Origin of the sequence: Corynebacterium confusum (genome assembly GCF_030408715.1) — a bacterium.
GTDB lineage: Bacteria > Actinomycetota > Actinomycetes > Mycobacteriales > Mycobacteriaceae > Corynebacterium > Corynebacterium confusum.
In genome coordinates this window covers 897,686-922,058 of record NZ_CP047202.1, presented here as the reverse complement: position 1 = coordinate 922,058, position 24,373 = coordinate 897,686, and the positions used below count along the sequence as shown (strand labels likewise).

General features: G+C 61.1%; 24 protein-coding genes, 1 tRNA gene and 3 pseudogenes. 7 read left to right on the top strand and 21 right to left on the bottom strand.

Features of this window, described 5'->3' with window-relative positions; translation table 11 throughout:
- Positions 1 to 80: 80 nt before the first annotated feature.
- Entirely contained in the window at positions 81 to 425 is a 345-nt protein-coding gene (locus CCONF_RS04375) for a DUF5997 family protein (RefSeq protein WP_290226249.1), read from the top strand.
- A gap of 46 nt (positions 426 to 471) precedes the next feature.
- Here CCONF_RS04375 and glyA read toward each other — a convergent pair whose 3' ends face one another.
- Positions 472 to 1,773, bottom strand: coding sequence for a serine hydroxymethyltransferase (gene glyA, locus CCONF_RS04370; RefSeq protein WP_290225613.1), 1,302 nt, complete (start codon positions 1,771 to 1,773; stop codon positions 472 to 474).
- A gap of 191 nt (positions 1,774 to 1,964) precedes the next feature.
- On the opposite strand from glyA, the gene coaA reads away from it, so the two are divergent.
- Positions 1,965 to 2,891: a type I pantothenate kinase gene (gene coaA, locus CCONF_RS04365; RefSeq protein WP_290225612.1), complete on the top strand. Its 927-nt coding sequence runs from the start codon at positions 1,965 to 1,967 to the stop codon at positions 2,889 to 2,891.
- Between the two features lie 24 nt (positions 2,892 to 2,915).
- Here the strand turns inward: coaA and CCONF_RS04360 are convergent, their stop codons facing one another.
- The 3 genes from CCONF_RS04360 to mca form a co-directional block, all read right to left on the bottom strand.
- Complete coding sequence (locus tag CCONF_RS04360; protein WP_290225609.1) at positions 2,916 to 3,686, bottom strand: isoprenyl transferase; 771 nt, start codon at positions 3,684 to 3,686, stop codon at positions 2,916 to 2,918.
- Between the two features lie 52 nt (positions 3,687 to 3,738).
- Positions 3,739 to 4,047, bottom strand: a complete 309-nt coding sequence (locus CCONF_RS04355; protein WP_290225606.1) for a hypothetical protein — start codon at positions 4,045 to 4,047, stop codon at positions 3,739 to 3,741.
- 64 nt (positions 4,048 to 4,111) lie between these two features.
- Entirely contained in the window at positions 4,112 to 5,002 is an 891-nt protein-coding gene (gene mca, locus CCONF_RS04350) for a mycothiol conjugate amidase Mca (protein WP_290225604.1), read from the bottom strand.
- 163 nt (positions 5,003 to 5,165) lie between these two features.
- Between mca and CCONF_RS04345 the strand changes: the two genes are divergently transcribed.
- The 3 genes from CCONF_RS04345 to CCONF_RS04335 all read left to right on the top strand — a co-directional run bounded on the left by CCONF_RS04345 (position 5,166) and on the right by CCONF_RS04335 (position 6,951).
- Complete coding sequence (locus tag CCONF_RS04345; RefSeq protein WP_290225601.1) at positions 5,166 to 5,669, top strand: DUF4307 domain-containing protein; 504 nt, start codon at positions 5,166 to 5,168, stop codon at positions 5,667 to 5,669.
- Positions 5,670 to 5,890: 221 nt separating this feature from the next.
- Entirely contained in the window at positions 5,891 to 6,415 is a 525-nt protein-coding gene (gene greA / locus CCONF_RS04340; RefSeq protein ID WP_290225598.1) for a transcription elongation factor GreA, read from the top strand.
- Between the two features lie 44 nt (positions 6,416 to 6,459).
- On the top strand, positions 6,460 to 6,951 hold the full coding sequence (locus CCONF_RS04335) for a hypothetical protein (protein WP_290225596.1): 492 nt from the start codon (positions 6,460 to 6,462) through the stop codon (positions 6,949 to 6,951).
- Positions 6,952 to 7,025: 74 nt separating this feature from the next.
- On the opposite strand, the gene CCONF_RS04330 is transcribed toward CCONF_RS04335, so the two are convergent.
- The 4 genes from CCONF_RS04330 to CCONF_RS04315 all read right to left on the bottom strand — a co-directional run bounded on the left by CCONF_RS04330 (position 7,026) and on the right by CCONF_RS04315 (position 12,030).
- Positions 7,026 to 8,444, bottom strand: coding sequence for a hypothetical protein (locus CCONF_RS04330; protein ID WP_290225594.1), 1,419 nt, complete (start codon positions 8,442 to 8,444; stop codon positions 7,026 to 7,028).
- A gap of 298 nt (positions 8,445 to 8,742) precedes the next feature.
- On the bottom strand, positions 8,743 to 9,348 hold the full coding sequence (locus CCONF_RS04325) for a hypothetical protein (protein WP_290225592.1): 606 nt from the start codon (positions 9,346 to 9,348) through the stop codon (positions 8,743 to 8,745).
- Between the two features lie 749 nt (positions 9,349 to 10,097).
- Positions 10,098 to 10,892 carry a Bax inhibitor-1/YccA family protein gene (locus CCONF_RS04320; protein WP_290225590.1) on the bottom strand — a complete coding sequence of 265 codons (795 nt, stop codon included), beginning with the start codon at positions 10,890 to 10,892 and terminating at the stop codon, positions 10,098 to 10,100.
- Between the two features lie 274 nt (positions 10,893 to 11,166).
- A complete protein-coding gene (locus CCONF_RS04315; RefSeq protein ID WP_290225588.1) occupies positions 11,167 to 12,030 on the bottom strand; it encodes a dioxygenase family protein in 864 nt (287 codons plus the stop codon).
- Between the two features lie 234 nt (positions 12,031 to 12,264).
- Between CCONF_RS04315 and CCONF_RS04310 the strand changes: the two genes are divergently transcribed.
- Positions 12,265 to 13,860 (top strand): lamin tail domain-containing protein, encoded by a 1,596-nt coding sequence (locus CCONF_RS04310; RefSeq protein WP_290225586.1) that lies wholly within the window; start codon positions 12,265 to 12,267, stop codon positions 13,858 to 13,860.
- A gap of 163 nt (positions 13,861 to 14,023) precedes the next feature.
- On the opposite strand, the gene CCONF_RS04305 is transcribed toward CCONF_RS04310, so the two are convergent.
- From CCONF_RS04305 to CCONF_RS11550, 7 genes and pseudogenes are all read right to left on the bottom strand, one after another.
- Positions 14,024 to 15,478, bottom strand: coding sequence for an MDR family MFS transporter (locus CCONF_RS04305; protein WP_290225583.1), 1,455 nt, complete (start codon positions 15,476 to 15,478; stop codon positions 14,024 to 14,026).
- Positions 15,479 to 15,817: 339 nt separating this feature from the next.
- Positions 15,818 to 15,894, bottom strand: a tRNA-Leu gene (locus CCONF_RS04300).
- 92 nt (positions 15,895 to 15,986) lie between these two features.
- Entirely contained in the window at positions 15,987 to 16,949 is a 963-nt protein-coding gene (locus tag CCONF_RS04295; RefSeq protein ID WP_290225581.1) for a Ppx/GppA phosphatase family protein, read from the bottom strand.
- A gap of 62 nt (positions 16,950 to 17,011) precedes the next feature.
- Complete coding sequence (locus CCONF_RS04290; protein ID WP_290225579.1) at positions 17,012 to 17,557, bottom strand: DUF501 domain-containing protein; 546 nt, start codon at positions 17,555 to 17,557, stop codon at positions 17,012 to 17,014.
- A gap of 46 nt (positions 17,558 to 17,603) precedes the next feature.
- Positions 17,604 to 18,254 carry a septum formation initiator family protein gene (locus CCONF_RS04285; RefSeq protein WP_290225577.1) on the bottom strand — a complete coding sequence of 217 codons (651 nt, stop codon included), beginning with the start codon at positions 18,252 to 18,254 and terminating at the stop codon, positions 17,604 to 17,606.
- A 163-nt stretch (positions 18,255 to 18,417) separates the two neighbouring features.
- Positions 18,418 to 19,251 (bottom strand): annotated as a pseudogene (locus tag CCONF_RS04280) (IS3 family transposase); the annotation flags it as partial.
- 16 nt (positions 19,252 to 19,267) lie between these two features.
- On the bottom strand, positions 19,268 to 19,438 hold the full coding sequence (locus CCONF_RS11550) for an integrase core domain-containing protein (protein ID WP_435384090.1): 171 nt from the start codon (positions 19,436 to 19,438) through the stop codon (positions 19,268 to 19,270).
- Positions 19,439 to 19,454: 16 nt separating this feature from the next.
- Here CCONF_RS11550 and CCONF_RS04275 point away from each other — a divergent pair, with 16 nt between their 5' ends.
- A complete protein-coding gene (locus CCONF_RS04275; protein WP_290222401.1) occupies positions 19,455 to 20,798 on the top strand; it encodes an IS256 family transposase in 1,344 nt (447 codons plus the stop codon).
- On the opposite strand, the gene CCONF_RS04270 is transcribed toward CCONF_RS04275, so the two are convergent.
- From CCONF_RS04270 to CCONF_RS04250, 6 genes and pseudogenes are all read right to left on the bottom strand, one after another.
- On the bottom strand, positions 20,768 to 21,631 hold the full coding sequence (locus tag CCONF_RS04270; RefSeq protein WP_290225575.1) for an IS3 family transposase: 864 nt from the start codon (positions 21,629 to 21,631) through the stop codon (positions 20,768 to 20,770). The genes CCONF_RS04275 and CCONF_RS04270 overlap by 31 nt on opposite strands.
- A 3-nt stretch (positions 21,632 to 21,634) precedes the next feature.
- A pseudogene (locus tag CCONF_RS04265) lies at positions 21,635 to 21,992 on the bottom strand (transposase).
- A gap of 102 nt (positions 21,993 to 22,094) precedes the next feature.
- A pseudogene (locus tag CCONF_RS11505) lies at positions 22,095 to 22,370 on the bottom strand (replication initiation protein); the annotation flags it as partial.
- Between the two features lie 254 nt (positions 22,371 to 22,624).
- The gene (locus CCONF_RS04260) at positions 22,625 to 22,846 is read right to left on the bottom strand and encodes a DUF2283 domain-containing protein (RefSeq protein ID WP_290225570.1); all 222 of its coding nucleotides are present in this window, start codon (positions 22,844 to 22,846) and stop codon (positions 22,625 to 22,627) included.
- A 2-nt stretch (positions 22,847 to 22,848) separates the two neighbouring features.
- Positions 22,849 to 23,664 carry a DUF4258 domain-containing protein gene (locus tag CCONF_RS04255; protein ID WP_290225568.1) on the bottom strand — a complete coding sequence of 272 codons (816 nt, stop codon included), beginning with the start codon at positions 23,662 to 23,664 and terminating at the stop codon, positions 22,849 to 22,851.
- A 59-nt stretch (positions 23,665 to 23,723) separates the two neighbouring features.
- The gene (locus tag CCONF_RS04250) at positions 23,724 to 24,362 is read right to left on the bottom strand and encodes an ATP-binding cassette domain-containing protein (protein ID WP_290226248.1); all 639 of its coding nucleotides are present in this window, start codon (positions 24,360 to 24,362) and stop codon (positions 23,724 to 23,726) included.
- Positions 24,363 to 24,373 lie beyond the last annotated feature (11 nt).

Sequence of the window (24,373 nt, the reverse complement as noted above, 5' to 3'; positions counted from 1 at the left end):
CTTATCCTAGCGAAAGTGCTACCGTTATCTTTGTGACTGATTACCAAAAAGATTCCCCGCAGCAGCCCTCTGGCACCGCCATGCGCCCGCAGACCGCGGCGAAGAAGCTTGGCATCTACCTGCCCGCCACTCCGGAGTCCTTCCAAACCGGCGCGGTCACCCACGCTGAGCTCCGCGAGCTCCAGCACAATCCCCCGGAGTGGCTTGCCACCCTGCGGCGCGAGGGCCCGCACCCGCGCCCCGTGGTCGCCCAGAAACTGGGTATTTCGGTGACCTCGCTGAAAAAGAACGCCATGGACGCCCCGCTGACCACAGCCCAGATCAAGGAGCTGCTGGAAAACCAGCCCGAGTGGTTGCGCGCCGCGCGCACGCAGCACGCCCAGGAACGGGACAACCACTCAGGCGCCAACGAGGCGTCCGAATAAAAGCTGCAACTAGGCCCTTACCGAGCCTAGCTGCAGGCTTGAATCCTTAGAGCAGCTTCCAGTCCTCGAGTCCCTCGTACAGCGGGAACTGCTTGGTAATCTCCTCCACGCGGGCGCGCAGCGCCTGCTTGTCAGCCTTATCGCCATCCACCAGAGTGGTGGCGATGATGTCGGCGACCTCAGTGAAGGCCTCAGCGTCCAGGCCACGGGTGGCCAGCGCCGGCGTACCGATGCGCAGGCCCGAAGTCACCATCGGCGGGCGCGGATCGTTCGGCACGGCGTTGCGGTTGACGGTAATGCCGACCTCGTGCAGCAGGTCCTCCGCCTGCTGACCATCGACCTCCGAGTTGCGCAGGTCGACCAGCACCAGGTGCACATCGGTGCCGCCGGTGAGCACGTCGATGCCCGCGCCCTTGGCGTCGTCTTGGGTCAGGCGCTCGGCGATAATCTTCGCGCCCCCCAGGGTGCGCTCCTGGCGCTCCTTGAACTCCGGGGTGCCGGCGATCTTCATGGCGATGGCCTTGGCCGCGATGACGTGCATCAGCGGGCCGCCCTGCTGGCCCGGGAAGACGTTCGAGTTCAGCTTCTTGGCGAGCTCCTGCTTTGCCAGGATCATGCCGGAGCGCGGGCCGCCCAGGGTCTTGTGGACGGTGGTAGTGACCACGTCTGCGTACGGCACCGGCGACGGGTGCAGGCCGGCCGCGACCAGGCCCGCGAAGTGGGCCATGTCGACCCACAGGTAAGCGCCGACCTCGTCGGCGATCTCGCGGAAGCGCTGGAAGTCCTGGGTACGCGGGTAGGCGGACCAGCCGGCGATGATGACCTTCGGCTTGACCTCCAGGGCCTGCTCGCGCAGCTTGTCCATGTCGATGCGCATGGTCTCCGGGTCCACCTCGTAGGCGGCGACGTCGTAGAGCTTGCCGGAGAAGTTCAGCTTCATGCCGTGGGTCAGGTGGCCGCCGTGGGCCAGGGACAGGCCGAGGATCTTGTCGCCCGGCTCGGCCAGCGCGGCCAAGACCGCGGCGTTGGCCTGGGCGCCGGAGTGCGGCTGCACGTTGGCGAACTCTGCGCCGAAGATTTCCTTCGCACGGTCGCGCGCTAGGTCCTCGACCACGTCGACGTGCTCGCAGCCGCCGTAGTAGCGGCGACCCGGGTAGCCCTCCGCATACTTGTTGGTCAGCACCGAGCCCTGGGCCTGCAGGACCGCGCGCGGGACGAAGTTCTCGGAGGCAATCATCTCCAGGGTGTCTCGCTGTCGGGCGAGCTCACCGGTGATCGCCGCATGCGTGTCCGGATCTAGCTCACGCAGCTCCTGGTAGCGAACGTCCGCGTTATTCGAAGCAGTCATAGAAATTCTTCCGTACCTTCCTTGTGGGGCTAAACTCACCCGCCACTCCCCGGCCCGCTCAAAAGCCAACGCCCGGGGTTATATTAGGCGTGCCACTTATCTTAACGAAAGTGAGCACTTTCCCGTTTAGTTCGGCGTTTCCCGCTACCCGTTTACACCCGCTTGGAGGGAGTTTTGGAACAATAGGGGCTATGGCGCGCACACATGACCCCAGCCCCTACCTGAACTTCGACCGAGATTCCTGGCGCGAGCTGCGCAAATCTATGCCCCAAGTGCTGACCGAAGACGAGGTAGCCAAGCTATCCGGCCTCGGGGAGAACATCGACCTCAACGAGGTCGCAGACGTCTACCTGCCGCTGTCGCGTCTCATCCACATGCAGGTCGAAGCCCGGCAGAAGCTCACGGCCGCCACCGAACAATTCCTGGGCAATCCGCACACCAACGTCCCGTTCGTCATCGGCGTGGCTGGCTCCGTGGCCGTCGGCAAGTCCACCACCGCGCGCCTGCTCCAGGTGCTGCTGCAGCGCTGGGAGCACCACCCGAAGGTCAGCCTGGTGACCACCGACGGCTTCCTCTACCCCACCAAGGTGCTCAAGGAACGCGGCCTGATGCAACGCAAGGGCTTCCCCGAGTCCTATAACCGGCGAGCGCTGCTGCGCTTTGTCACCGAGGTCAAGTCCGGCGCCGCGCAGGTCAAGGCCCCCGTCTACTCCCACGTGGTCTACGACATCCTGCCGGACGATCAGCAGGTCATCGAGCAGCCCGACATCCTCATCCTGGAAGGCCTCAACGTGCTGCAGACCGGCCCGACGCTGATGGTCTCCGATCTGATCGACTTCTCTGTCTACGTCGACGCCCGCACCAGCGTCATCGAACAGTGGTACATCAATCGCTTCCTGCGGCTGCGCCACACCGCCTTCCGCAAGCCGGGCGCGCACTTCGCCCACTACGCCGGGCTCGAAGACCCCGAGGCCGCGGCCCAAGCCCGCGAGATTTGGCAGTCGATTAACCTGCCCAACCTGGTAGAAAACATCCTGCCGACCCGCGTGCGGGCCTCCCTGGTGCTCACCAAGGGCCCGAACCATCTAGTCGAGAAGGTGCGCATGCGCAAGCTTTAAAAACTCCGCGCTGAACTCCCCGTCCTACTTGCCAAAGCGGCGGGAACGCTGCGAGTAGTCACGCAACGCGCGCAGGAAGTCGAGCTTGCGGAAGGCCGGCCAGTACGTATCCGTGAACCAGATTTCGGAGTAGGCCGCTTGCCAGAGCAGGAAGCCGGACAGACGCTGCTCCCCCGAAGTGCGGATGACCAGGTCCGGGTCCGGCAGCCCCTTAGTGTAGAGGTGGTGCGAGATGGACTCCGCGGTCACGCGCTCGGCCATCTCCTCCGCGGTCGTACCCTGGGCCGCCTCCGCGCGCACCAAGTCCTGGACGGCGTCGACGATCTCTTGCCGGCCACCGTAGCCGACGGCCACGTTGACGATGACCCCGGAGTTATCCTGCGTCTTTTCGGCCGCCTGGCGCATGCGCTCGACAACCCGGTCCGGCAGGAGATCCAAGTGGCCGACCAAGCGGACCTGGCAGCCCAGATCGCCCGTCGAGAGGGTCTCTACCACATCCGAGATGATGTCGAAGAGGAGCTTGACCTCCGCCTCCTGGCGCTTGAGGTTTTCCGTCGACAGCAGATAAATAGTGACAACTTCCACCTCGGTATCGGCGCACCAAGAGATCATCTCACCGATCTTCTTGGCCCCCTGCCGGTGCCCGTGGCTGATGTCGGTAAAACCAGCTTCCCGTGCCCACCGGCGGTTGCCGTCCGCCATGATCGCAACGTGCTTAGGCTGGGGTTTGCCCTTGAGCCCCCGCAGGAGCCGGGCTTCGTAGAGCGGGTAGAGCAAAGCTGGCACGAAATTCACGCCCTTAGTGTAGCTGGCTATTGCCCCTCTCGAGCCAAATGCGGTTGAATGTCTAGAATTTCGAGGACTTGCGACGGTCGAGTACCCCGGCCTCTGCCATGGCCGCGTCCAGCGTCTCCTTGTCGAAGGGATCGATGCCGTGCGCCTCGGCAAAGAGGGTGCGGCGGCGGAAGCGGGAGTAGCGGCGGTGGAAGAACCACCCCGCCATGATGACGAAGACGCCCATGATGGCGAGGATCAGCAGACCGATGGGTGAGGCCTTTCCGAACTCCGGCCCGACCGGGCCCTCGGAGCCGCCCTGGGCCAGCAGCATGAAGCTGGGGTCGCTGGCGGCGTAAATCACGTGATCACTGATAGTCATAAGGGCTTCGTCCTCCTGGTTAGAAATGCCCGATACATTCAATCTTACTGAGCGCTACGAGGGTTTACTGATTGCTGGTTTCGGAGATTCCGGCGAACAAGTCATTTTCCGGCAGCGACGTGGACACCCGCGTGCGCGCCAGCTCAAATTCCTCGGTCGGCCAGTATTTCTGCTGCACCGCAACCGGGGTCGCGAGGAAAGCGCCGGCCGGGTCAATCTGCGTCGCGTGCGTCCGCAGGGCGGCCTCGCGGTTGCTGAAGTACTCACTACATTCTACCTGCGTGGTTACCCTAGCCATAATATCGCCGAAGCCTTCGTCCCAGCGCGCCATCATCGGAGCGTACGGGCTGGTCTTACCCTCCTTGAGCAGCATCTCGTGGAAGATCTTCATCCGCTGGTAGATAAACCCGTGGGAGTAGTACAGCTTCAGCGGCTCCCAGGCCTCGCCGAGCTCCGAGTGGTAGCCCGGATCCCCGGCTTTTTCCCAGGCGATCATCGAGGCCCGGTGCACCATCAGGTGATCCGGGTGCGGGTAGCCGCCGTTCTCGTCGTAGGTAACGATGACGTGGGGGCGGAAGGAGCGGATGACGCGGACGAATTCTTGGGCCACCACAGCATCGTCCAGCGCGGCGAAGCAGCCCTCCGGCAGTAACGTCTGGATGTCCTCGGTCCACGGGTCCCCGGGCAGGCCGGAGTCGACGTGGCCGAGCCAGTGGTGCTTAACTCCCAGCGCCTGGGCGGCAGCGGCCATCTCCTCGCGGCGGACTTGCTTCATCCGCTCCTTAATGCCCGGCTTGTCCATCGCCGGGTTGATGATGTCTCCGCGCTCGCCACCGGTACAGGTCAACACCAGCACCTCGTCGCCTTCGGCGGCGTACTTGGCGGTGGTGGCCGCGCCCTTCGATGACTCGTCATCCGGGTGGGCGTGAATAGCTAACAGACGCAATCCAGTCACGTGCTAAAACATCCTCAATCGTAGATTTACCGTCCGGCTCAGATCCGGTGCGTGGCGCCCGCGTGCGGGGCGCGAACGTTCAACCGCCAGAGCCTATGCGGATCTATCCTAAGCGATGACGGCGAATTCCCGAACGCTGGCCACTCTGACTAGACTGTGGCTCATGAGTTCCGGAGGAGACCAGCGCGCCCCGCGTGGGGCATCGGCAGCACGGCCCACGAGCACGGACCTGTCGGCCCGCTACGGCGGCACCCGCACCCGCACCGCCCCGAAGGATTTCACGGGCAAGGCAATCGCCCTCGTCATCGGCGCGATCATCCTAGCCATGATCTTCTACGGCGTGCAGTATTTTATGCAGCAGGAAAAGGTCAACGCGGAGATCTCCTACGTCACCCACGAAATCCACGACGATCACACCCTGCGCGTGTGGGCGGATGTCGCCCGCAACTCCCCCGATGAGGCCGCGTATTGCATCGTCCAAGCCTACGACTACTCCAAGGCCGAGGTCGGCCGGCGCGAAATCCCCATCCCCGCCAACGGTGAGGAAAGCATGCGCATCGCGGTCGATATCCCCACCAACGACCGCGCCGTCGCAGGCGGCGTCTACGGCTGCTCGAGCCAAATCCCAGCCTACCTCGACGTCAACAACCCCGAATACGCCGAATAACCCCGGCTCCCACGCCACTACCGCTACTCCGCCCTGTGGCGGGAGCCGCTGGCCCCAGTCTTGGGGGACGCACGCAAGTGCGGCCTAGCCGCTGTGCTAAAATTCGGGGCGCTACGTGGGTCGACCGTGCCTGTATCCTTTCACCGGCCGGCCCCACCATTTACCACCGGCCAGGTAGTGGCACGGTGAACAATCTGAAATGAATTTAGGGAAGGTGCACCATGGCTGAACAGCAAAAGCAGTACATCACGCCGGAAACCAAGGCCAAGCTGGAGGCAGAGCTCCAGGAGCTTATCGATCACCGCCCCGTCGTTGCTGCCGAGATCAACGAGCGCCGTGAAGAGGGCGACCTCAAGGAGAACGCCGGCTACGACGCCGCCCGTGAGATGCAGGACCAGGAGGAGGCCCGCATCAAGCAGATCTCCGAGGTCCTGGCCAACTCCACCACGGAGCGCTCCGGCGTCGAGGAGGGCGTGGCTCAGATTGGTTCTGTGGTGCACGTCTACTACAACGGCGACGAGGACGACAAGGAAACCTTCCTCATCGGTACCCGTGCTGCTGCCTCCGACAACAAGGACCTGGAGACCTACTCTGAGCAGTCCCCGCTGGGCGCTGCCATCCTGGACGCTCACGAGGGTGAGACCCGCGAGTACACCGCTCCGAGCGGCAAGACCAATTCGGTCACGATCCTGTCGGCTAAGCCGTATGATTCTGCTAAGGCCGCTACCCCGCGCCAGCAGTCTTAATCCAGATTTCTGCGATTCCCCTGATTCAGAAAAGAGTACTCCCCATGAAGAAGTTTTCCCGCCTCGCCACTGCCGGTCTCGCCGTAGTCTCCGCCCTGGGCCTGGCCGCCTGCCACCCGCCGCACGAGAACCCGTCCGAGGAAAAGATCGACAACGCCTCGACCTTTACCGACCGCGCTGAGCCGGCCAGCTCCGCCGCCGAGTCCGGCGCGGGCTCTGCCTCCAGCACCACTGCTGAGCCGGCCTCGGCTCAGCCCTCCCTGGCCGCGGCCGGCGCCCCGCGCCACCTGACCTGCGAGTCCATCGCCGTCGCTGAGCCGGACACCATCACCCTGAATTGTGAGGATGCCAGCGACTCCGTAGCCGACATCGAGTGGACCGAGTGGGACAACGACTCCGCCCGCGGCGTCGGCACCCGCGCCGGCGGCGCCAACACCGAGGAGGTCGAGGTCGTCCTCTCCAAGCCGGCCGAGTCCCCGCAGGGCCTAACCTTCACCGAGATCACCGTTGACGGCGAAGTCGTCGGCGGGAACTAAACCAAAAGAACCACCGCCCCGCCGGAGCTGCCAAGCACTCCCGCGGGGCGGTTTTTCGTATCCGGCTAAGAGCCCTAGTCCTCGCGGACCCACGCCCCGATGACGCCGGGGACGACCGCCGGCCGCTCCCCCAGCAGTGCCCGCCGATTCGGGTCCTTTTCGACCTCGGTGATGACCGCGCGCACGGCCCGGGACGAGTCTTTCGCGCCGTTTCCGCCGCGGTGCATGCCCATCATCGGCGCCATCCCGCGGCCGATGCCACCGGAGCGACCGTTCTGCGCCGCCCCCGTCGTGGCCTTGTTGGCCTGCTGTGCTGGGCTCTGCCCATAAGAGCCGCCCGCGCCCGCACCTGCGCCGGCACCCAGGCCACCGCCGGCCGCACCCGGGACACCTGCCAAGCCGGCCGCACCTGGTGCCGCCGAAGCCATCCCGCCGAAGGCGCTGCCCGGCAGGAAGGCCGCCCCGCGGCTGCCTCCCGCCAGGCCCTGCCCCGCGCCACCGGCACCAGCCAGGCCAGCCCCGGGCGCTCCGGCCCACGCCCCGGCCGGGGTGACGGTTCCCGGCGCGCCTGACAGGCCCCCGACCGGCATCGCCGCACCACCCGCTGCCGATGCACCCGGCATCACCGCGCCCGGCGCACTCGGCGCGGCCACGTTCGCCGCCTGCGTCATCAACTGATCCCCGCGCAGCGCCGATTCCCCGGCCGGAATGAGCCCTTGGTCGGCCAGCCACTGGCCGCCCCGCTGGACGGCGTCGCGCATCTCCTGCCGCGTCGCCGAATCCAAGCCCACGCCGTCGACCGCGCTAATCTGCCCGTCGGCGACCTCGAACGAACCCGGGCCCACGCCCGGGCGGTTCATCAACTCCTGGATCTGCCGCGGCAGGGTCACTCCCTCCGTGGAATAGCGCTGCCCTTTGCCGTCCACGGCTCCCATGCCCAGCTGCAAATCCCCGCCACCGCTGGCCGGGGCCTGGTCCATCAGGCTGCGCTGGATCGGCATGGATTGCAGCACAATATTCTGTAAAATGCCCTGGTGCTTCATCAACAGCGCCTGTTCTACCGCCTTCCGCGCCGCCGGGTCCGGGATAGCAAGAATCGTGCCCCAGTCCGATGACGCCACCACCTGGTCGGTTTGCAGACCAGCCAACATGGTGGAGTTCTTCCCCGCCATCACCGTCGCATTAGCCGCAAACTGGCGCCCCGTGGCCGCGACCTCCCGAATCTTGGCCGCCGCCCGGTCCGTGGTCTCCGATTGGTTCCGCGCCTGCAACTGCCCGGCCAACGCATCCATCTCAGTGGAAATACCATTAACCTGCGACGCGAACTGCTGCCAGCGATGAATCGTGTTGCTAATACGGCCCATATTCGTAAACAGAAAGCCCTGCACGAGCCCAAACAGCGACGAGCCCGTATTCACGACCGGCGGCACAAAGCTAAACGGGCTGTAGCCCGGCTCCGGCTGGTTGACAATCGGCATCACCGACTGACTCACCGCCCCGCCGGCATCCGCAATATCTAGCCCATGCGCATTCGCATCTTCCTGTTGTTCGAAACCTTGCGCCTCATCCCCCAGCACTGAGGCCATCCAGCCCAACTGGCCCGCAAACTTCTCCAACGTACTAAACGCCGACGCCGGGTCCATATGCACCGCCCGGCCGTGGATATCCCCCGTCCGGTCAACACCAGTAATGGGTGAGAAGCCGAAGTCTAAAACGTCGAAGCCGAAGTGGCGCAACCTATCGACTCGGTCCTTAACCTGCAACATCCTTTGTTGGCTTTCAAAAAGCGAATCAGCGCTCAGTTCCATAAAACTCATCCCCCGTTAAATTGCTAACTAATTCTCTAGTTCTTTCGCATCGCTCTTCGAGAGCTACATTTTGCTGGTTGATATGTTGAACAGTTACAGAACCACCAACAGTGTCAATGCTTATGGTGCACCGATCATCGGAAACTTTTCCACTGATTTCTTCCGCGGCTCCTCTTACAGGCTCATACTCAGAGTCCCAATTGTTCGTGGCCTCGGCTACCGAAGCGACAATCAAGTCAGCCCTCGATTCCCCAAACATGCAGATCTCGTTGCTAAAAGCATTCATCGTGTCCCAGCGTGGACCAAACCCGGCCTTTTCGAACTCTTCTTGTGAAATTTCCTTGCAAAGCTGAAACAGCTCAAACCCCGGGGCCATAAAATCCGGCTTCCCTAATGGGGGAAGCAAGGACTCAGTGGACTCAGGGTTTGAGCTGTGGGGTTCTGCTTCAGATGCAACATCCGCGGGCTCGGACGCCGCCCCCTCGGCACCAACGGTGTTGTGCTCATCTTCAGCAGAAAGCTCCGAACCGGTTTCAGAGAAACCGATTCCGGAACAACCCCCGGCGAGAAAGGCCGCGGCTACTGCCACGCTGCTCAGTACCTTCCTAACCATGTGATCCCCCCGATCTTTCTGTGTGCCCCACCTCAACGTGTGAGGCCGCCACCCCAGCAACAAAAGCTACCCCGAGCTTGGCTTTTATTACCGGGGCGAAGCACTTGGAAGTTCCTTTTCGGTTCTTCCCTGTGCCCCTTAGCGGCGGCCTCGGTACCTAGTGTGCACGAACATCAAAGTTTTGTCTTCCTGAGCCGTCAAACTGATTTTTTCGGCCGTATCGTCCAGATTCTGCTCACTAGTTCAATTAACATAAAGTTGACAGCGTAGGTGCAGGCCACCCGCGGTTTGAAACCTGCATAAAAGTGGCTCAAATCATTTTTCCCCAACTGCAACTTGAGGGAATGGGTGTCCCCGGAATTACATATTTGTCATAAGCCTACCGGCAATTCTGGCCTTCTCTCGCAGCTCACGACGTCGTGCCAACGGGCCCGGCGTTAGCAACCTGTCTGCTCTCTGTAGGTTTAGTAAATCCGCTTGACGGAACGCCGCCAACGTGGCCAGCACCAGATCCATCTCCCCAGCCCCGCACTCACCCGGTGAACCCTTCGCGCTCACCAGAACGAACGATCTGCACGCTTCCCCTCTCCCCGTGACCGCGAAGGGCGCACGTGAGCCGCAGACTGGTAAAACCGGCCAAGTCACGGGGTGGCGCGCGACAGATACACAAAACCGCCCTTCTCCCCTCGAAGGGGAAAGGCGGTAGGCGGAAAGCTTGGTGCGAGCTAGCGATTCTGGAAGTAGCTCAGCAGGCGCAGGATCTCGGTGTAGAGCCAGACCAGGGTGACGGCCAGGCCAAGGGCCACGCCCCAGGCGTGGGAAGCCGGAGCGTTGGCGCGGATAAGGCGGTCGGCCAGGTCGAAGTCATTCATGAAGGACAGGGCGGCCAGCACGATGCAGACAATGGAGAAGATGATCGCCAGGGTGCCGCCGTCGCGCAGCGGGTTGTTTCCGGTGAACAGGGCCAGCAGCAGGTTACCAATGACCAGCACGAAAACGCCGATGATGGCGCCGGAGACAATCTTGCGGAAACGCGGGGTGACCTTGACGGCACCGGTCTTGTAGACGAAGAGCATACCCAGGAAGACACCGACGGTACCCAGGATGGCCTGGCCGATCAGGGCGCCGGCATCGGAGCCGCCCACGGTAAAGTAGCCGGAAATCAGCAGGGAGAACCCGCCGATGAACAGCCCCTCAAAGGCCGCGTAGATAAGGGTGACGACTGCGGAGCCCCACTTCTTGCCGAAGGCGGCCACCAGGACGGTCACGAAGCCGCCGATGCCGCCGACCAGCGTCAGAATCATCGACAGCGAGGCGTCACCGGTAACCACGGCGATCCCGAAGTTGACGACTGCTAGGGCGATGATGACGCTGATCGTAATCCCCGTCTTGGTGACGACGTCATCGACGGTCATCGGGCGCTCAGGAGCCTGGCCGTAAGCCTGCGGATCGTTGTAGCCGTTCGAAGAATGTTGCTCCGAGGTGGCAAGCGTGTTCATGACCGGGTTGCTACTGCGCAAGGGAATCCCGCTTCCTTTCCTTTTCTTGGGAATATGTCTAGGGGTCTAGGGTCTGGTCACTAGTGTCAACGCGTCGCGTTTCCAGAAAGTTCCCACCCTGTTGACTTATACCCAAAATTCTAGTTGGCCGGTGGCTCCGGGGGTGTGCCGCCGCCTTCGCCCGGGCCGCCGCCACCTGGTCCACCTTCGCCGGGCTCGCCTTGGCCCGGGCCACTGCCGCCGGCAGGCGGTTGTCCGCCGGTCGTCTTGTCGGTGATGTCGACGGGCACATCGATCACCAGCTGATAGCCGGCCGTCTTCGACGGCCGGATATCGTAGGGGTCTGTGCGCCCCAGCCGTCGGAGAATACGTTGTCGGTGTCCAGAGTGATGTTGTTGAGGTTGTCGAGCGAGCCCGCATAGGCACTGTCGTCGTAGCAGGCTCGAGCGATTTCTACCGGCACGACAATCTGCGAGGTCAGCACGGAATTGGAGGCATCGGTGATCTCGTCAGTGCTGGTGAATACCTCGAAGTGGATGTGCGGCCAGCGCCCGCTGTAGCAGCCCGGAACGATGGAATCGAAGGTCACGCTGCCGTTGGCGTCAGTGACCTGGACGCCGCGCAGCCAGGTTTGATCTGTGACGCCGTCGGAGTACATGGAGTACTCCCCCTCACCGTTGCAGTGCCAGACGTAGACCGCGGCGCCGGCCAGCGGCTGATTGTCGTTGGTGATGTCGATGAGCTTCATCGTCAGTGTCATGGGCACGCCATCGACCGAGCCGATGCCGTCGACGGAGGTGGTCAGGTCACGGCGTTCGACGCCGCTTTCGTCCAGGATGTCGGGGCCATTGGAGCCGTCGCCGGGGTACGGCCCCGCGGTTTCGTTGTTGAGCTCAGTAAGCTCTTGGCCGGCGTACTTCGCGGCCGCGTTGGTGCTCGTCATCGTTGAGGCTGACGATGCCGTACTGCGCGAGGCCGTGCTCGTCCCGCCGGGGCTGCAGGCGGCCAGGGCGGCCGCGCCGACGCCAATGCCGAATATTCCTAAGACCCGGCGTCGGCTCACCATCGTGCGCATGTCGAAGGCGAGTCCCTGATCTTCGATGTCGTCACCCGGGCGATCAAGCCGGCGACCTTCAAAATAACGATCTTGTGTGCTCATGACTTCAACCCTAAAGCGCGATCTTGTGCGGTTACCGGACAGTGCCGGGTAGGTTTCCGTGCAGTTACAGGGAGTTTCCCGAATGTTTACTGAATGAGTGCTGTATACATTGTCGCGACTGCAGCCTCAGTGTTTGCCTAGTGTTTACCTCGTTGTCGAACCCCGGCTACCCCGGGATTTTAAGGTGATGTCTGCTCTTTTCTCTCTGTCCCTATTAGAAAGGAACCCTGCCCCATGTCTGCAGTTTCCCGCCGTCGTTGGCTCCCGGCTACCGTCGCCGCCACAATGACTTTCAGCGCCTTGTCCGTCCCCACCGCCCTGGCGCAGGATACCCCGAAGTCCCCGGTTGTCATCAACGAGGTGGAGTCCAACGGCGACCCGGTCGGTGACTGGGTTGAGCTGGCCAATACCGACGAAGTGAATTCGGTAGACATCAGCGGCTGGTACATCCTCGATGATGATAACGACCACACCCCGATCGTCTTCCCAGAGGGCACCGAGATTGAATCCGGTGGCTACTTCAGCTTCTACACCGACCAGGAGGACGACGGCTTCGGCTTGGGCGGCAACGACTCGGTTCGGCTTTACGATGCCGAAGGTCAACTCGTCGAGGAGACCACCTGGGAAGGCCACGCCGCCACCGCCTGGGGCCGCGTCCCGGACATGACCGGCGAGTTCGCCGTCACCGGTGAGCCCACCCGCGATGCCGCCAACATCGCCGAGGGCGAGACCGAACCGGTTGCGGACGCGGAGTGGCCCTTCGACCCGCAGACCATCAAGGATGTTGACCTGGGCGAGGAGTTTTCCATCGAGGACTTCTCCGGCATCGACTTCGACGCCGATGGCCGCGCCTGGATTGTCAACAACGACGAGGGCGTCCTGCTGTCCCTCGACTACGACGTGGAGAGCGGTAATTACACCGTCGCCGGCCAGTGGAACCTGAAGTACCCGGACGGCAGCGGCCTGCCGGATGCCGAGGGCATCACCGTGACCAAGGACGGCTCCCTCTTTGTCGCCACCGAGCGCGACAACGCATCCAAGAATGTATCCCGCCCGTCCGTGCTCCACTTCGCCGCCCCGACCAGCGAGAGCGGCGACCTGGCCGCCGAGCAGGAATGGGACCTATCCGAGTTCACCGGCGAAATCGGTGCTAACTCCGGCCTGGAAGCTATCTCCGCCCTGGGCGGCGGCGAGTTCGCAGTCGGCGTCGAGGCTAACGGCGAGGTCCTCTTCGTTGATCTGTCCGGCGATGCCCCGGTCCTAAAGCAGCGCTACCAGTCCCCGTTCGAGGGTGTCATGACGCTGGACTACGACGCAGACTCCGGCGTCCTGCGCGCCCTGTGCGACGAGGTCTGCGAAGGCGCATCCATCGAGCTGACCAAGGCCGATGGCGAGTGGAAGGCCATCTCCGAAATCCAGGCCCGCCCGGCCGAGATGGACAACGTGGCCAACGAAGGCTTCGCTACGCACACCTTTACCGGCGAGTGCACCGACGGCAAGCAGGAAGAAACCACCGTCTTCCTCTGGGCCGATGACGGCGTGACCGAAGGCATTCCTTTCCGCGCTGCAGAAAACACCCGTACCGCCGACTGCGACACCGACAGCGGCCAGGACGACGAAGCACCGTCCCAGTCCTCCGGTTCCTCGGTCTCCTCCGCGTCTTCGGCGTCGTCGCTGTCCTCCCTGGGTGGGTCGTCTAGCATCGGCGGAATCCTCGCGGCCGTAGTCGGCATCATTGCCGTCGTGGGCGGCACGCTGGCCTTCTCCAAGGCTCTGCCGCAGCAGCTGCTCAACCTGCTGCCCGCCGAGGTTCGCCAGTTCCTGGGCTGAGTCACTCCAGCCCGCCTCCCCCGCGCGCCTAGCCGGGCGCTGGAGGGCTTTAGGCACATTAAAAGACCGGCCATCCGGCTGGTCTTTTTCGTATTCTGCAACACCTGCTCAAACTGCCTCTTAAGGCCTCAGCATTGTTTTAGGTCGTGCTAGCCGCGGTCTTCTAGGCCGGCTCCGCACTCTCCACGGTCTTGACCTCACCGTGGTCCTCGGGCTTGCGCAGGAAGAGCGCGGCGATGACGGCTACCACCAGCAGGCCGCCGCAGACCATGAAGGCGGTGGCTGCGCCGTCGCCCTGGGCTGCGCGAGTTCCCCCATCGGCGCCGGCGACGTGGCCGAAGATCGCGATCATCACGGCGATGCCCGCCGCGCCAGCCAGCTGGAGCAGCGTGTTGAGGATGGCCGAGCCGTGCGAGTAGATCTCAGACGGCAGCGACGACAGCGCGGTGGTAATCAGCGGGGTCAGAGACAGCGCCATCGCGACGCCGAAGATGGTGTACTGCACCACCAGGAGCCAGACCGGGGATTCCTCATTGACCGTACCCATCCACAGCAGCGCCGCCGCGCCGATCATGGTGCCGGGAACGACCAGCGGGCGGGGCCCGACGCGGTCGTAGAAAGCGCCGGCGATCGGAGAAAGGACCGTCTCCACGAGCCCGCCGGGCAGGGAGGCCAGGCCGGCGACTAACGCGGTGGTCAGCAGCGCGCCCTGGAGGTAGAGCGGCAGGGTGTTGGCCATGCCCAGCATCGCTGCCTGGAAGAGCACGATGACGATGATGGCGACGACGAAGTTCTTGACCGTCAGCGGGGTGAGATCCAGTAGCGCGCGGCCGCTCGGGGCCAGAGTGAGCTGGCGCCAGATGAACAGCGCGAGGCCGACAACGCCGGCGATGGACACGCCGATGACCACGCCGGCGCCGTCGCCGCCGTCGATGAGCACACCGACCGAGGACAGGCCGTAGACCAAGCCGCCGAAGGCGATGGCGGAAAGCGCCACGGAGAGGACGTCGAGCGGGGCGCGCTTGAGCTCGCTGACGTTGCGCAGCTTCCAGGCTGCAAAGGCCGCGGCCACGGCGACGAGGGCGGCCATGATCCAGAAGGTGGTGTGCCAGGTCGACACGGACATGACCGCGCCGGCGAACGTCGGCCCCAGGGCTGGGCCGACGGCCATGACGATCGCGATAACCCCCATGACGGTGCCGCGCACCTTCGGCGGCACGACGGTCATGACGACGGTCATCTGCAGCGGCAGGAGGATAGCAGTGCCGACGGCTTGGAGGACACGACCGCCCAGCAAAATCGCGAACGCCGGGGAAAAGGCCGCCACGGCGGAGCCGATAAGGAAAGCGCCGACCGCGAAGAAGTAGACCGAGCGCGTGGTGAAGCGGTCCAGAATCCAGCCGGTCATCGGCATCATGATGGCCATGGTCAGCAAGACGCCGGTCAGCAGCCACTGCGCGACCGCGGAGGTGACCTCGAATTCCGCCATGATGGACGGCAGGGCCACCGACAGTGCCGTCTCGTTAAGCAGCATCACAAACGTGGTCAGTGCTAGCACCGAAATGATGAGCGTGGTCTCCCCTGACAGGGAGCGGGAACGCGGATCGGGCGTGGTCATCCGGCAACCTCCTGGAAAAACAAATTAAAAAGGGCCGCACGCCCCTGGCAAGGGACGTGCGGCATAATCGTGATAAGTCAACAATGCTGGACACTTGCGGCGCTGTCAACTTGAAAGTGCAGTGAGCGGGTCCTGCGGCTTCCCGACCTGCGGAACTTCGACGCGCGGGGCACCCACCACGGTCCAAGCCCCGGCTCCACCTATGGGCGCGGCTAGGCGCTATTGGCTGGGCTGGGCGGGCACCGGGGCCGTTGTTCCTATCAACAGTGGAGAATTTTTGACACTTTTTGGACACTAAACGAGGTTTTTGCAGTGTCGGCGAAGTGTTTTCGCTGGTAGTGGTGCCCCCAGTGGGACTCGAACCCACACTGAATTGATTTTAAGTCAACTGCCTCTGCCGATTGGGCTATAGGGGCTTGTGCAACCCTCTAGAGTCTAATTCACCACCGGCCCCGGGTGAAAACGGGGTTGCGGGTTGCCCTGGGCCGGTTGCTCTGGGCGAAGAGCCCTAGGCGTCCATGCCGGCGACGAGGCCAGCGATGATGCCGTCCAGGATGTCCTTTTCGGAGACAATGAAGGAGCGGGCATCGTTGTGCTCTTCGATGAGGTTCATGATCCCCTCGACCGCCACCGAGCCGCCGCCGATGACGTCGGCGCGGCCGGGGTGGATGACCGGGTTGAGGACGCGCTCATCGGCCGGAGTGTGCATGAGCTGGTCGAGGAGTACGCGGAGGGCATCGAAACGCAGCTCGGTGCCGTGGATGGCATCCGCGTCGTAGCGCTCCAAGCCCTGCGCCAGCGCCGACAGGGTGGTGAACGTACCGGCGCAGCCCACGAAGGTCTGGGCCTTGTCCACGTTGACCAGCTGGGAGACCTCTTTCATCTTCTCGGCGACGAAGTCCTTGGCGATTTCGATCTCCGTGTCCGACGGCGGATCGGAGGGCATGATGCGCTCGGTGATGCGCACGCAGCCCATCTGCGCGGAGTGCGAGCTGTCGATGGTACCGTCCTCATCGCCCACGATGAACTCGGTCGAACCGCCGCCCAGGTCGATGACGCAGAACGGCGCGCGCTCCGGGGCCAGGTCGCTCACCGCGCCGTTGAAGGACAGGCGCGCCTCCTCTTCCCCGGTGATGACCTCCGCACAGGCCCCGGGTTCGATTTCCCCGAGGAGCTCCGCGGCCAGATCGAAAAACTCCTGCTGGTTCTTCGCGTCCCGCGTCGCCGAGGTAGCAACCATCCGCACCTTCTTGACCTGTTCGAACTTCATCTGCTGAACGAATTGCTCCAGCGCGGTGCGCGCGCGGCCCAGGGCCTCCTGGGAGATTTCCCCGGTCGCGTCCACGCCCTTGCCCAGGCGGATGATTTCCATGGCCCGGGTGACGTCCTTGACTTTGCCGCCGGGCTGCACATCGGAGATGAGCAGGCGGATGGAGTTGGTGCCACAGTCGATTGCTGCTACGCGAGTCATGCTGGTGTCTAATCCTTAGGCGAGTTGCTCGAGCGGGTGAATGAGGAGGTAAGAAGCCCGGTTTAGGTATTCGAGAAGTCAAACTGTTTCATGTCGATACCGAGATCGGCCACGCTCGGCCAGTCGGCGGGGATGGCGCTGCCGCGCAGCTCACCGTGCTCAGCGGCGAGTGCCACGGCTTCGGTGCCCAGGCGGAAGTGCTGCGGGCCTTCGGCCAGCGCGTAGGCGATCAAAACATGCAGGCACTTGACCCGGTCGGGCATCCCGCCGCCGGAAAAATCCGTGCCCAGGTCGGCAATCTTGTTGCGCTCGGCCAGGTAGTGCTCGTGGGCGGCGCGGTAGTCACGGGCTAGGTCGGCATCGTCAGCCAGGCGCGCTTCCATCCACTTCATGACGTGGGCGACCTCGAGGCGGGAGGCCTCCGCGGTCAGGCGGGGATCCGTCAGGTAGTACAGCGTGGGAAACGGGGTGCCGTCCTCCAGCTTCGGCGCGGTCTTGATGACGGCGGGTTGGCCGTCCGGGGTGTAGTAGGAAACTTCCAGCACACCCCGCGGAGTCCGGCCCAGTTGCTGGCCGACGGTGGCGAGGTCCTTATCTGTCACGGTCATAGACACTATTGTCTCACGGACTCCCCACCGGCGTGAGCGCGGGGCGCTACTGCGGCGCGTAATCCGCGCCCTGGTCCACGGGATCCGGCTGCTCCGGGGAGTTGTGGGACTCCTCGATGACCTCCTCCACGGCCGAAGAGACCGGGCCCTCGGAGGTCTCGTCCTGGTTGTTCCCCGTATCCTTCGGCCCGCCGGAGACCACCGAACGCGGCTCGTCGCCTTCCGAGAGCGAGTCCCAGAGCACTGCGTACCACGACTTGCTCTCCTCCACGGCGTCCTTGCCGGTGGTCACCGAGTGATCCGGGCTCATCTGCGAGTCCAGGATGCGGTAGGCGGTCTCCCCCGGTTCGATAACGCCTAGGCGCCGGCGGGCTTCCTGCTTGACGAAGTCCTCGTCCTGGTAGTGGTCGATCTCTTCCTGCAGCTGCGCCTTTTCGGCTTCCTTCGCGGCAATCGACTCGTTGAGCCGCGCGATCTCGGAGCGCCCCTGGTAGAAGTTACGCAGCGGCACGGCGATGGCGGCTAGGACCACCACTAGCACGGCGACGATGACGGTAAAGCCGGCGACATCCAGGCGGTCCGGCTTCCGCTTAGCCTTCGGGCGCGGGCGCGCAGACCGGCCGGAGCGCCCCGCAGAGCGCGACGCGACCGGTACGGTGGTGCGCCGCTTGCTGGGGGTTTTCTTCTCGCGTGCCATATAAGCCACTATCCTAGCGTGGCCGCCCCGTCACGCAGCGGCGGCGCGGCGGGGCGGGTGTTAAAAAAGAAGGCGCCATCGCAACACCACAGGCGGTGCCGCCACAACCAGAAACGGCCCCGGGAAGACTGAACTGGCCCCCGAAAGTTGGACTGGTTTAATTCTAGGCGGTTAGGGCTTCAAGGGTCTGATTTCGATATTGCATCGGGGTTAGCCCCTTGAGTCGTTGTTGGATGCGTTCGGTGTTGTACCACCGGATGTACTCGTCGATTGCCTGGTTGAACTCTGCGACGGTGTCGAAGGCTTCTCCGTGGTACATCTCGGTTTTCAGGTGGCCGAAGAAGTTCTCCATGACCGCGTTGTCGTAGCAGTTGCCTTTGCGTGACATCGATTGGACTCCCTGGTGCTGGCTAATCAGGGTGCGCCATGATGAGTGCTGGTATTGGAATCCTTGATCGGTGTGGATCATCCAGCCCGGCTCTGGAGCACACGCTTTGATCGCCTGCGCCAACGAAGCCGAGGTAAACGCCGTAGACGGCGATGTGGCCACTGTGCGGGCGACGATTGAGCGGTCGAACAGGTCCATCACCGGTGAAAGATACACCTTGCGGCCAGCGACTTTGAACTCGGTGACGTCGCTGACGAAGACAGTGTTGACCCTATCGGGGGTGAAGTTGCGCTCGAGTGTGTTCTCAGCGATGTAGCTGATTGTGCCAGTGTAGGAGATGTAGGGCCTGCGCTGGCGGATCTTGGCTTTCAAGCCCATGGCGCGCATGAGCTTGTAGACAAGTTTGTGGTTGACCACCCAGCCCTGGTTACGCAGGTCGAGCAGTACCCGCCGGTAGCCGTAGCGGTGTTTGTTGCGCTGAAAACTGTCCCGGATCGCTTGTTTGAGCTCGGCATGTTTATCCGGTGCGGTGAGTCGTTTTTGGTGGTAGAAGAATGTCGAGCGTGCCATGCCGGCCGCATCCAGGAGGTAGTCCAAGCGGTGAGAAGTGTCCCGGGTTTTGTTCCTAGGCTTGTGCCTTGATTTCCATTATTTCTCGACTGGGGTGGTGTTCCCAAAATTCGGTTTCGACTTCAGCCGGCGTGCGGTAGCCCAGGCTCTGGTGGAGCCTTGACTCGTTCCACCAATTCACCCACGAGAGTGTCTGATGGTTTGTGTGTGGGAACCTAACCCGCATGAGGAGATGGACCAGAATGACTACTGTGACGAGACGAGATCCGGCTGATAAGGCCAAGATTGATGCGATTGAAAAGAAGCTGCTTGCTAACCCTGAAATCGCGAAACTCATTGATGACCTAGGCACATCGACAACGGATGCCAATGACCTAGTTCGGGGCATGCTACAAGCCTCGATTACTAGGGGATTAAACGCTGAGATGGATGCTCACCTTGGCTACGAGTCCGGCGATAGAGCAGCTAAAGCTGCAGCTGAGACAGACAATCACCGCAACGGAACCTACCCAAAAACCGTGGATTCTAACTACGGGCCAGTTACCGTTGATATCCCTAGGGATCGGGCTGGAACATTCTTGCCGACTATGGTCCCTAAAGGCTCGAGGCGTTTGACCGATGTCGATGACATGATCATCAGCTTGTATGCCGGCGGGATGACCATTAGGGATATCCAGCACCACATGGCAACTGCGATGCGGGTTGATATTTCCCATGAGACGATTTCTGCAGTTACTGACGCCGTCTTGGATGAAGTCATGGTGTGGCAAAACCGCCAGCTAGACGAGTTCTACCCCGTGGTGTTCCTGGACGCGCTGCGTATTAAAGTCCGCGACGGCGGCCGGGTTGTCAACAAGTCCGCGTACATGGCAATCGGCGTGGACCTCGACGGCATCAAGCACATTTTAGGATTGTGGATCGCCAAGGAAGAAGGCGCTTCCTTCTGGGCGCAGGTGTGCTCTAACCTGGCTAATCGTGGGGTCAAAGACGTCTTTATTGTCTGCTGTGACGGGCTGAAAGGCCTGCCTGAAGCAGTCGAGGCAACGTGGCCGAACTCGATGGTGCAAACCTGTATCGTGCACCTGATTCGTGCCGCGAACCGGTGGGTAGCCTACGGGGATCGTCGGGGTGTATCGGCGGCGTTAAAAAAGATTTACACCGCTGCGGATGAACCCACAGCCCGTGCTGCTTTGGACGAATTTGAAGCCTCTGAATTGGGAGAAAAGTATCCCCGCTCAGTCAAGGTCTGGCAGGACGCGTGGGGCCGGTTTGTCCCGTTTCTGCAGTTCCCGCCAGCGGCCAGAAAGGTTATCTATACGACGAATTCCATTGAGTCGTTTAACAACGAGCTGCGTAAAGCTACTCGCAACAGGGTGCAGTTCACCAACGATGAATCAGCGCTTAAAACACTGTGGTTGATGATCTGCAATATTGAAGACAAACGAGCTGCAAAGAGGGCGAAGCAGGGCAAACGAGTCTCAAGAACAGCCGGCAGGCTTATGGAAGGAGCCCGGGTTTCCGGCTGGAAACAAGCCATCAATCAAATGGCCGTGGCCTACCCCGACCGCTTCGACAAATACCTATAAACCCAGCCCCACACACAAACAACTTGACACGCTCTCACCCACTCGAACGTCGCGATTTCCACGTCGACGACATCGGCCCACGTTCGCCTATGAATCAGCTCATTCTTGTAGGAGCCGTTGACGTTCTCAGCCAAAGCATTGTCATAGGACTCCCCCACCGTCCCAGTGGACGCTGCGATACCGTGCTCGGCCAAGCGCTCGTTGTAGACGATGCTCACATATTGTGAGCCGTGGTCTGAATGGTGAATCAAGCCCGTTGTTTCCTTAGCGCACACGATTGCCTGGTTCAACGCCTGCAGCGGCAAGGCTTCGGTGCGCATCGAATCGGACAGCGCCCATCCGACGATCCTCCGGGAGAATACATCGGTCACGAACGCGGTGTACACAAAGCCTTTTCGGGTGCGCACGTAGGTAATGTCCGCCACCCACAGCCGATTAGGGCCAGGGGCCTTAAACTCACGTTTTACCAAGTCAGGGCGATGATCCGGACCCTTGGGTTTGCGTGTTGTGATTGGTGCCCCACCTTTGCCCTTGCCGGACAGTCCAGCACTGCGCATCAGCCGGGCTGTTTGCTCGCGTCCAATGTCAATGCCCTGGCGGCGCAGCACGCGCCACATTTTGCGAATCCCGTAGACACCGTAGTTTTGTTTATGAACTTCGGTAATGCGCTCTACTAGGGCAGCGTCGCGAAAAGCGCGGGAGCTTAAGCCCCGGGCCTTGGATTGGCGGTACCCACAAAAGGTAAGGAAGCCGCCAACACGGTGTGTGTTTAACGTCTGGCAGATGAACTCGACTGAGAAACGATTCCGATGCTCATCGATGAATCGGATCATTTCTTAACGTTTTGGGTCGAGTTCGGATGCGAAAAAAGCTGAGGCGGCTTTCAACAACTCATTGGTGTCGCGAAGTTCTTGATTCTCACGTCGAAGCTTGGCTACCTCTGCCACGAGGTCTTCGGGCAACGGCTCGGCAATACGACCGTCGCGGCGAGCAGCTTGTGTCCACTGCCGAGCAGTATGCCATGACACACCCAGCTTCGGCGCCACTGCCTGGCACGCGGCTTGCATCGACATATTTTCCGCCAAGATGCGGTCTTCCACGAGACGGACCACACGGTCCTTGGCATCCTGGTCAAATTTCCTTGGCATATTCCAGATTTTCCCATCTACTCAAACGGAACAAAACCTGGGACACTTCAGTAAGAGTTGATTCGAAAGGTACCCGCGATGGTCGCCTTGCTGTGCACCGGCACAAGGCTTACCGCGGGCTACAGATACACCACACTAAAGGACACAACCGCGCATATTTACCCTCAGGGTCTGTTTTCCAGCGTTGTGCGGCTTTCTGTCCGCCTTTGCGTCCCATGGTGGCTAGTGCTTTGCGTTCGCTACTCGTGGCTTTTCCTGGAGTGCTCGAGCCGTTGTAAGCAGCGCTCTTAGATTGAGTGACGTAGCCGCGAACTCGTCGCGCCATCGTCTGGCGATCGCGCATCGGCGGCATCTCGTTGTCGCGGCCTGCACCGCCGTGGGTATGAGCGACGTTGTAGGCGTGCTCATAGGCATCAATGAGTGCGACAGCGGCAGACGTTGGGACGCAGATGAAACAAAGATGAGGGCCACGGATAAACGCGTATATCCGTGGCCCTCGATGGCATTGTGACGGTATTTATACTGGAGTTCATTTATGGGGTTACAACGCCCATAAATGAACTCCAAGACTCATACCAGCTTCGTCTGAAATCACGACTGTGTCAGGATTCCACATTATTCTGCAGCAACCGGGGAAGGGGGACAGATTCCTGTCTCGTGACAAAACGAGAGCTAGAATTAAGATGTTCGGTTTAACTTCTCAAGGAAATCTGAAGGAAGAATCAAGGAAGCCTTCACAAACTCAATACCAATAACTTTTCCATTTTTATCAATGTCTATCTCTATTTCTCCCTCCATTCCTTCTGTAGTTATTCCCGATATCTGTTGTTCCGGAAGGGTACCTGACTGCGTTATGGTCAGATAAGCTGCATCAGCTTCTGGGTCATAATCAAAATTCATAATTAGGCTTTCGTAACGGTAATCACATTTCCGCTTACATTATCAACGACAACACGAATCCCGTTTCCGTTAAATACGGTGGTATTCCCGTTACCTTTGCTTGTTCTGCCTGTTTTTATAACGTGCTCGACTAGCTCTTTAGTGATCTTCCGCTTAGCCATCTGGGTCAATGCATGGCGCGTGAGATGACCACCTACGATGCCCAAGAACGGGATCCAAAAGGGATCTGCTACTACGGGAAATTGCGTTGAAGAATTCGGTACGACATGCTGGACTATCGTGCTTTGGCGAATTTCATACCACGTTTTGACCGAGGCACCTGTCGCATCTATAGCCCAAGGTGCATCAAGGGTGCCCAAGATATCCCCGTCATTATCTCGAACTGCGACTCCGCCATCAGGCAAGTAAGTGAGAGTCATATCATTAGAAAATGAAAATTCGAACTCGCCATTTGATTCTAGGCTAGGAATATGAATTAGAGATCGGAAAGCTCCTCCTCCTTCATCCGTAACTGCAATGGAAGCACCACTAGGCGAAGTTGAGTATTCATCTAGGCCCAATGAGTCAAGTTCCTTATTGGGAAGATCAAGAAAGGCTTCTTTCCCGTCTGTCGTCGATGCGCTTACGACCCCAGAATCAATTGAAACTTGATCGTCCAACTCAGGAGAGGCCTCCTGAGGCTCAGGAGAAGCCGCCTGAAGCGCCAACCCAAAATCGCTGGCAACACTATCAGCACCGCTAGCATGAGCCACTGAAACTCCCGAAAAAGTTACAGCGAAACCGGTGACCACAGCAATTAATCTTCTTTTCATATCCATTATCTCTCCTGGATGGGAAGGGCATGCGGGAGGAAATCTGGTTGTGTCCTTTAGTGTACCTAAATGTCCTGTGCGTTGAACCGTGGGAAATTTATCTGTGTTCTGCTTTCGACGATTCTCCCTTCGGTGACCACTAAAATCCGTTCTGCCAGATTCACAATGTTTGCATCGTGGGAGGTAAAGATGACTGTGGAATCAGTCTCCAAGAGCCTGTTCATTGACAACTCTGCTGAGATTGAATCGAGAGCGGATGTCGGCTCATCTACAAGGATGACCGGCGATCTTTGAAGGACAGCACGGATGATGGCAACTCGCTGACGCTCTCCTCCGGACAACCCGCTATTGCCGGATCCCACTAACCGGTCTAGACCGTCGGTACTGGCGAAGTTTTCCAGTCCGAACTGATCTAGCAATGTGATAAGAATTTCGTCATCGAAACTTTGCTCTGTCCCGAGGGTAAGGTTTTCTCTGAGTGTTCCCGAAAGCAAGTCAGGTTCCTGCTCGACGTAGGTGATCACAGTGCGAAGATCCTTCCTGTTCCAGTCCCTAAGCTCCCGCCCTCCGACACGGATGTGGCCGGCCGAGGTGTCATAGAATTTCAGTAGAAGACTGAATATTGTGGTTTTTCCCGCACCAGAAGCTCCTGTGAGTGCCACTTTCCCGCCTGGTCGAACCGTTACAGTTGCGCTATCTAAGATGGTTCGGCCCT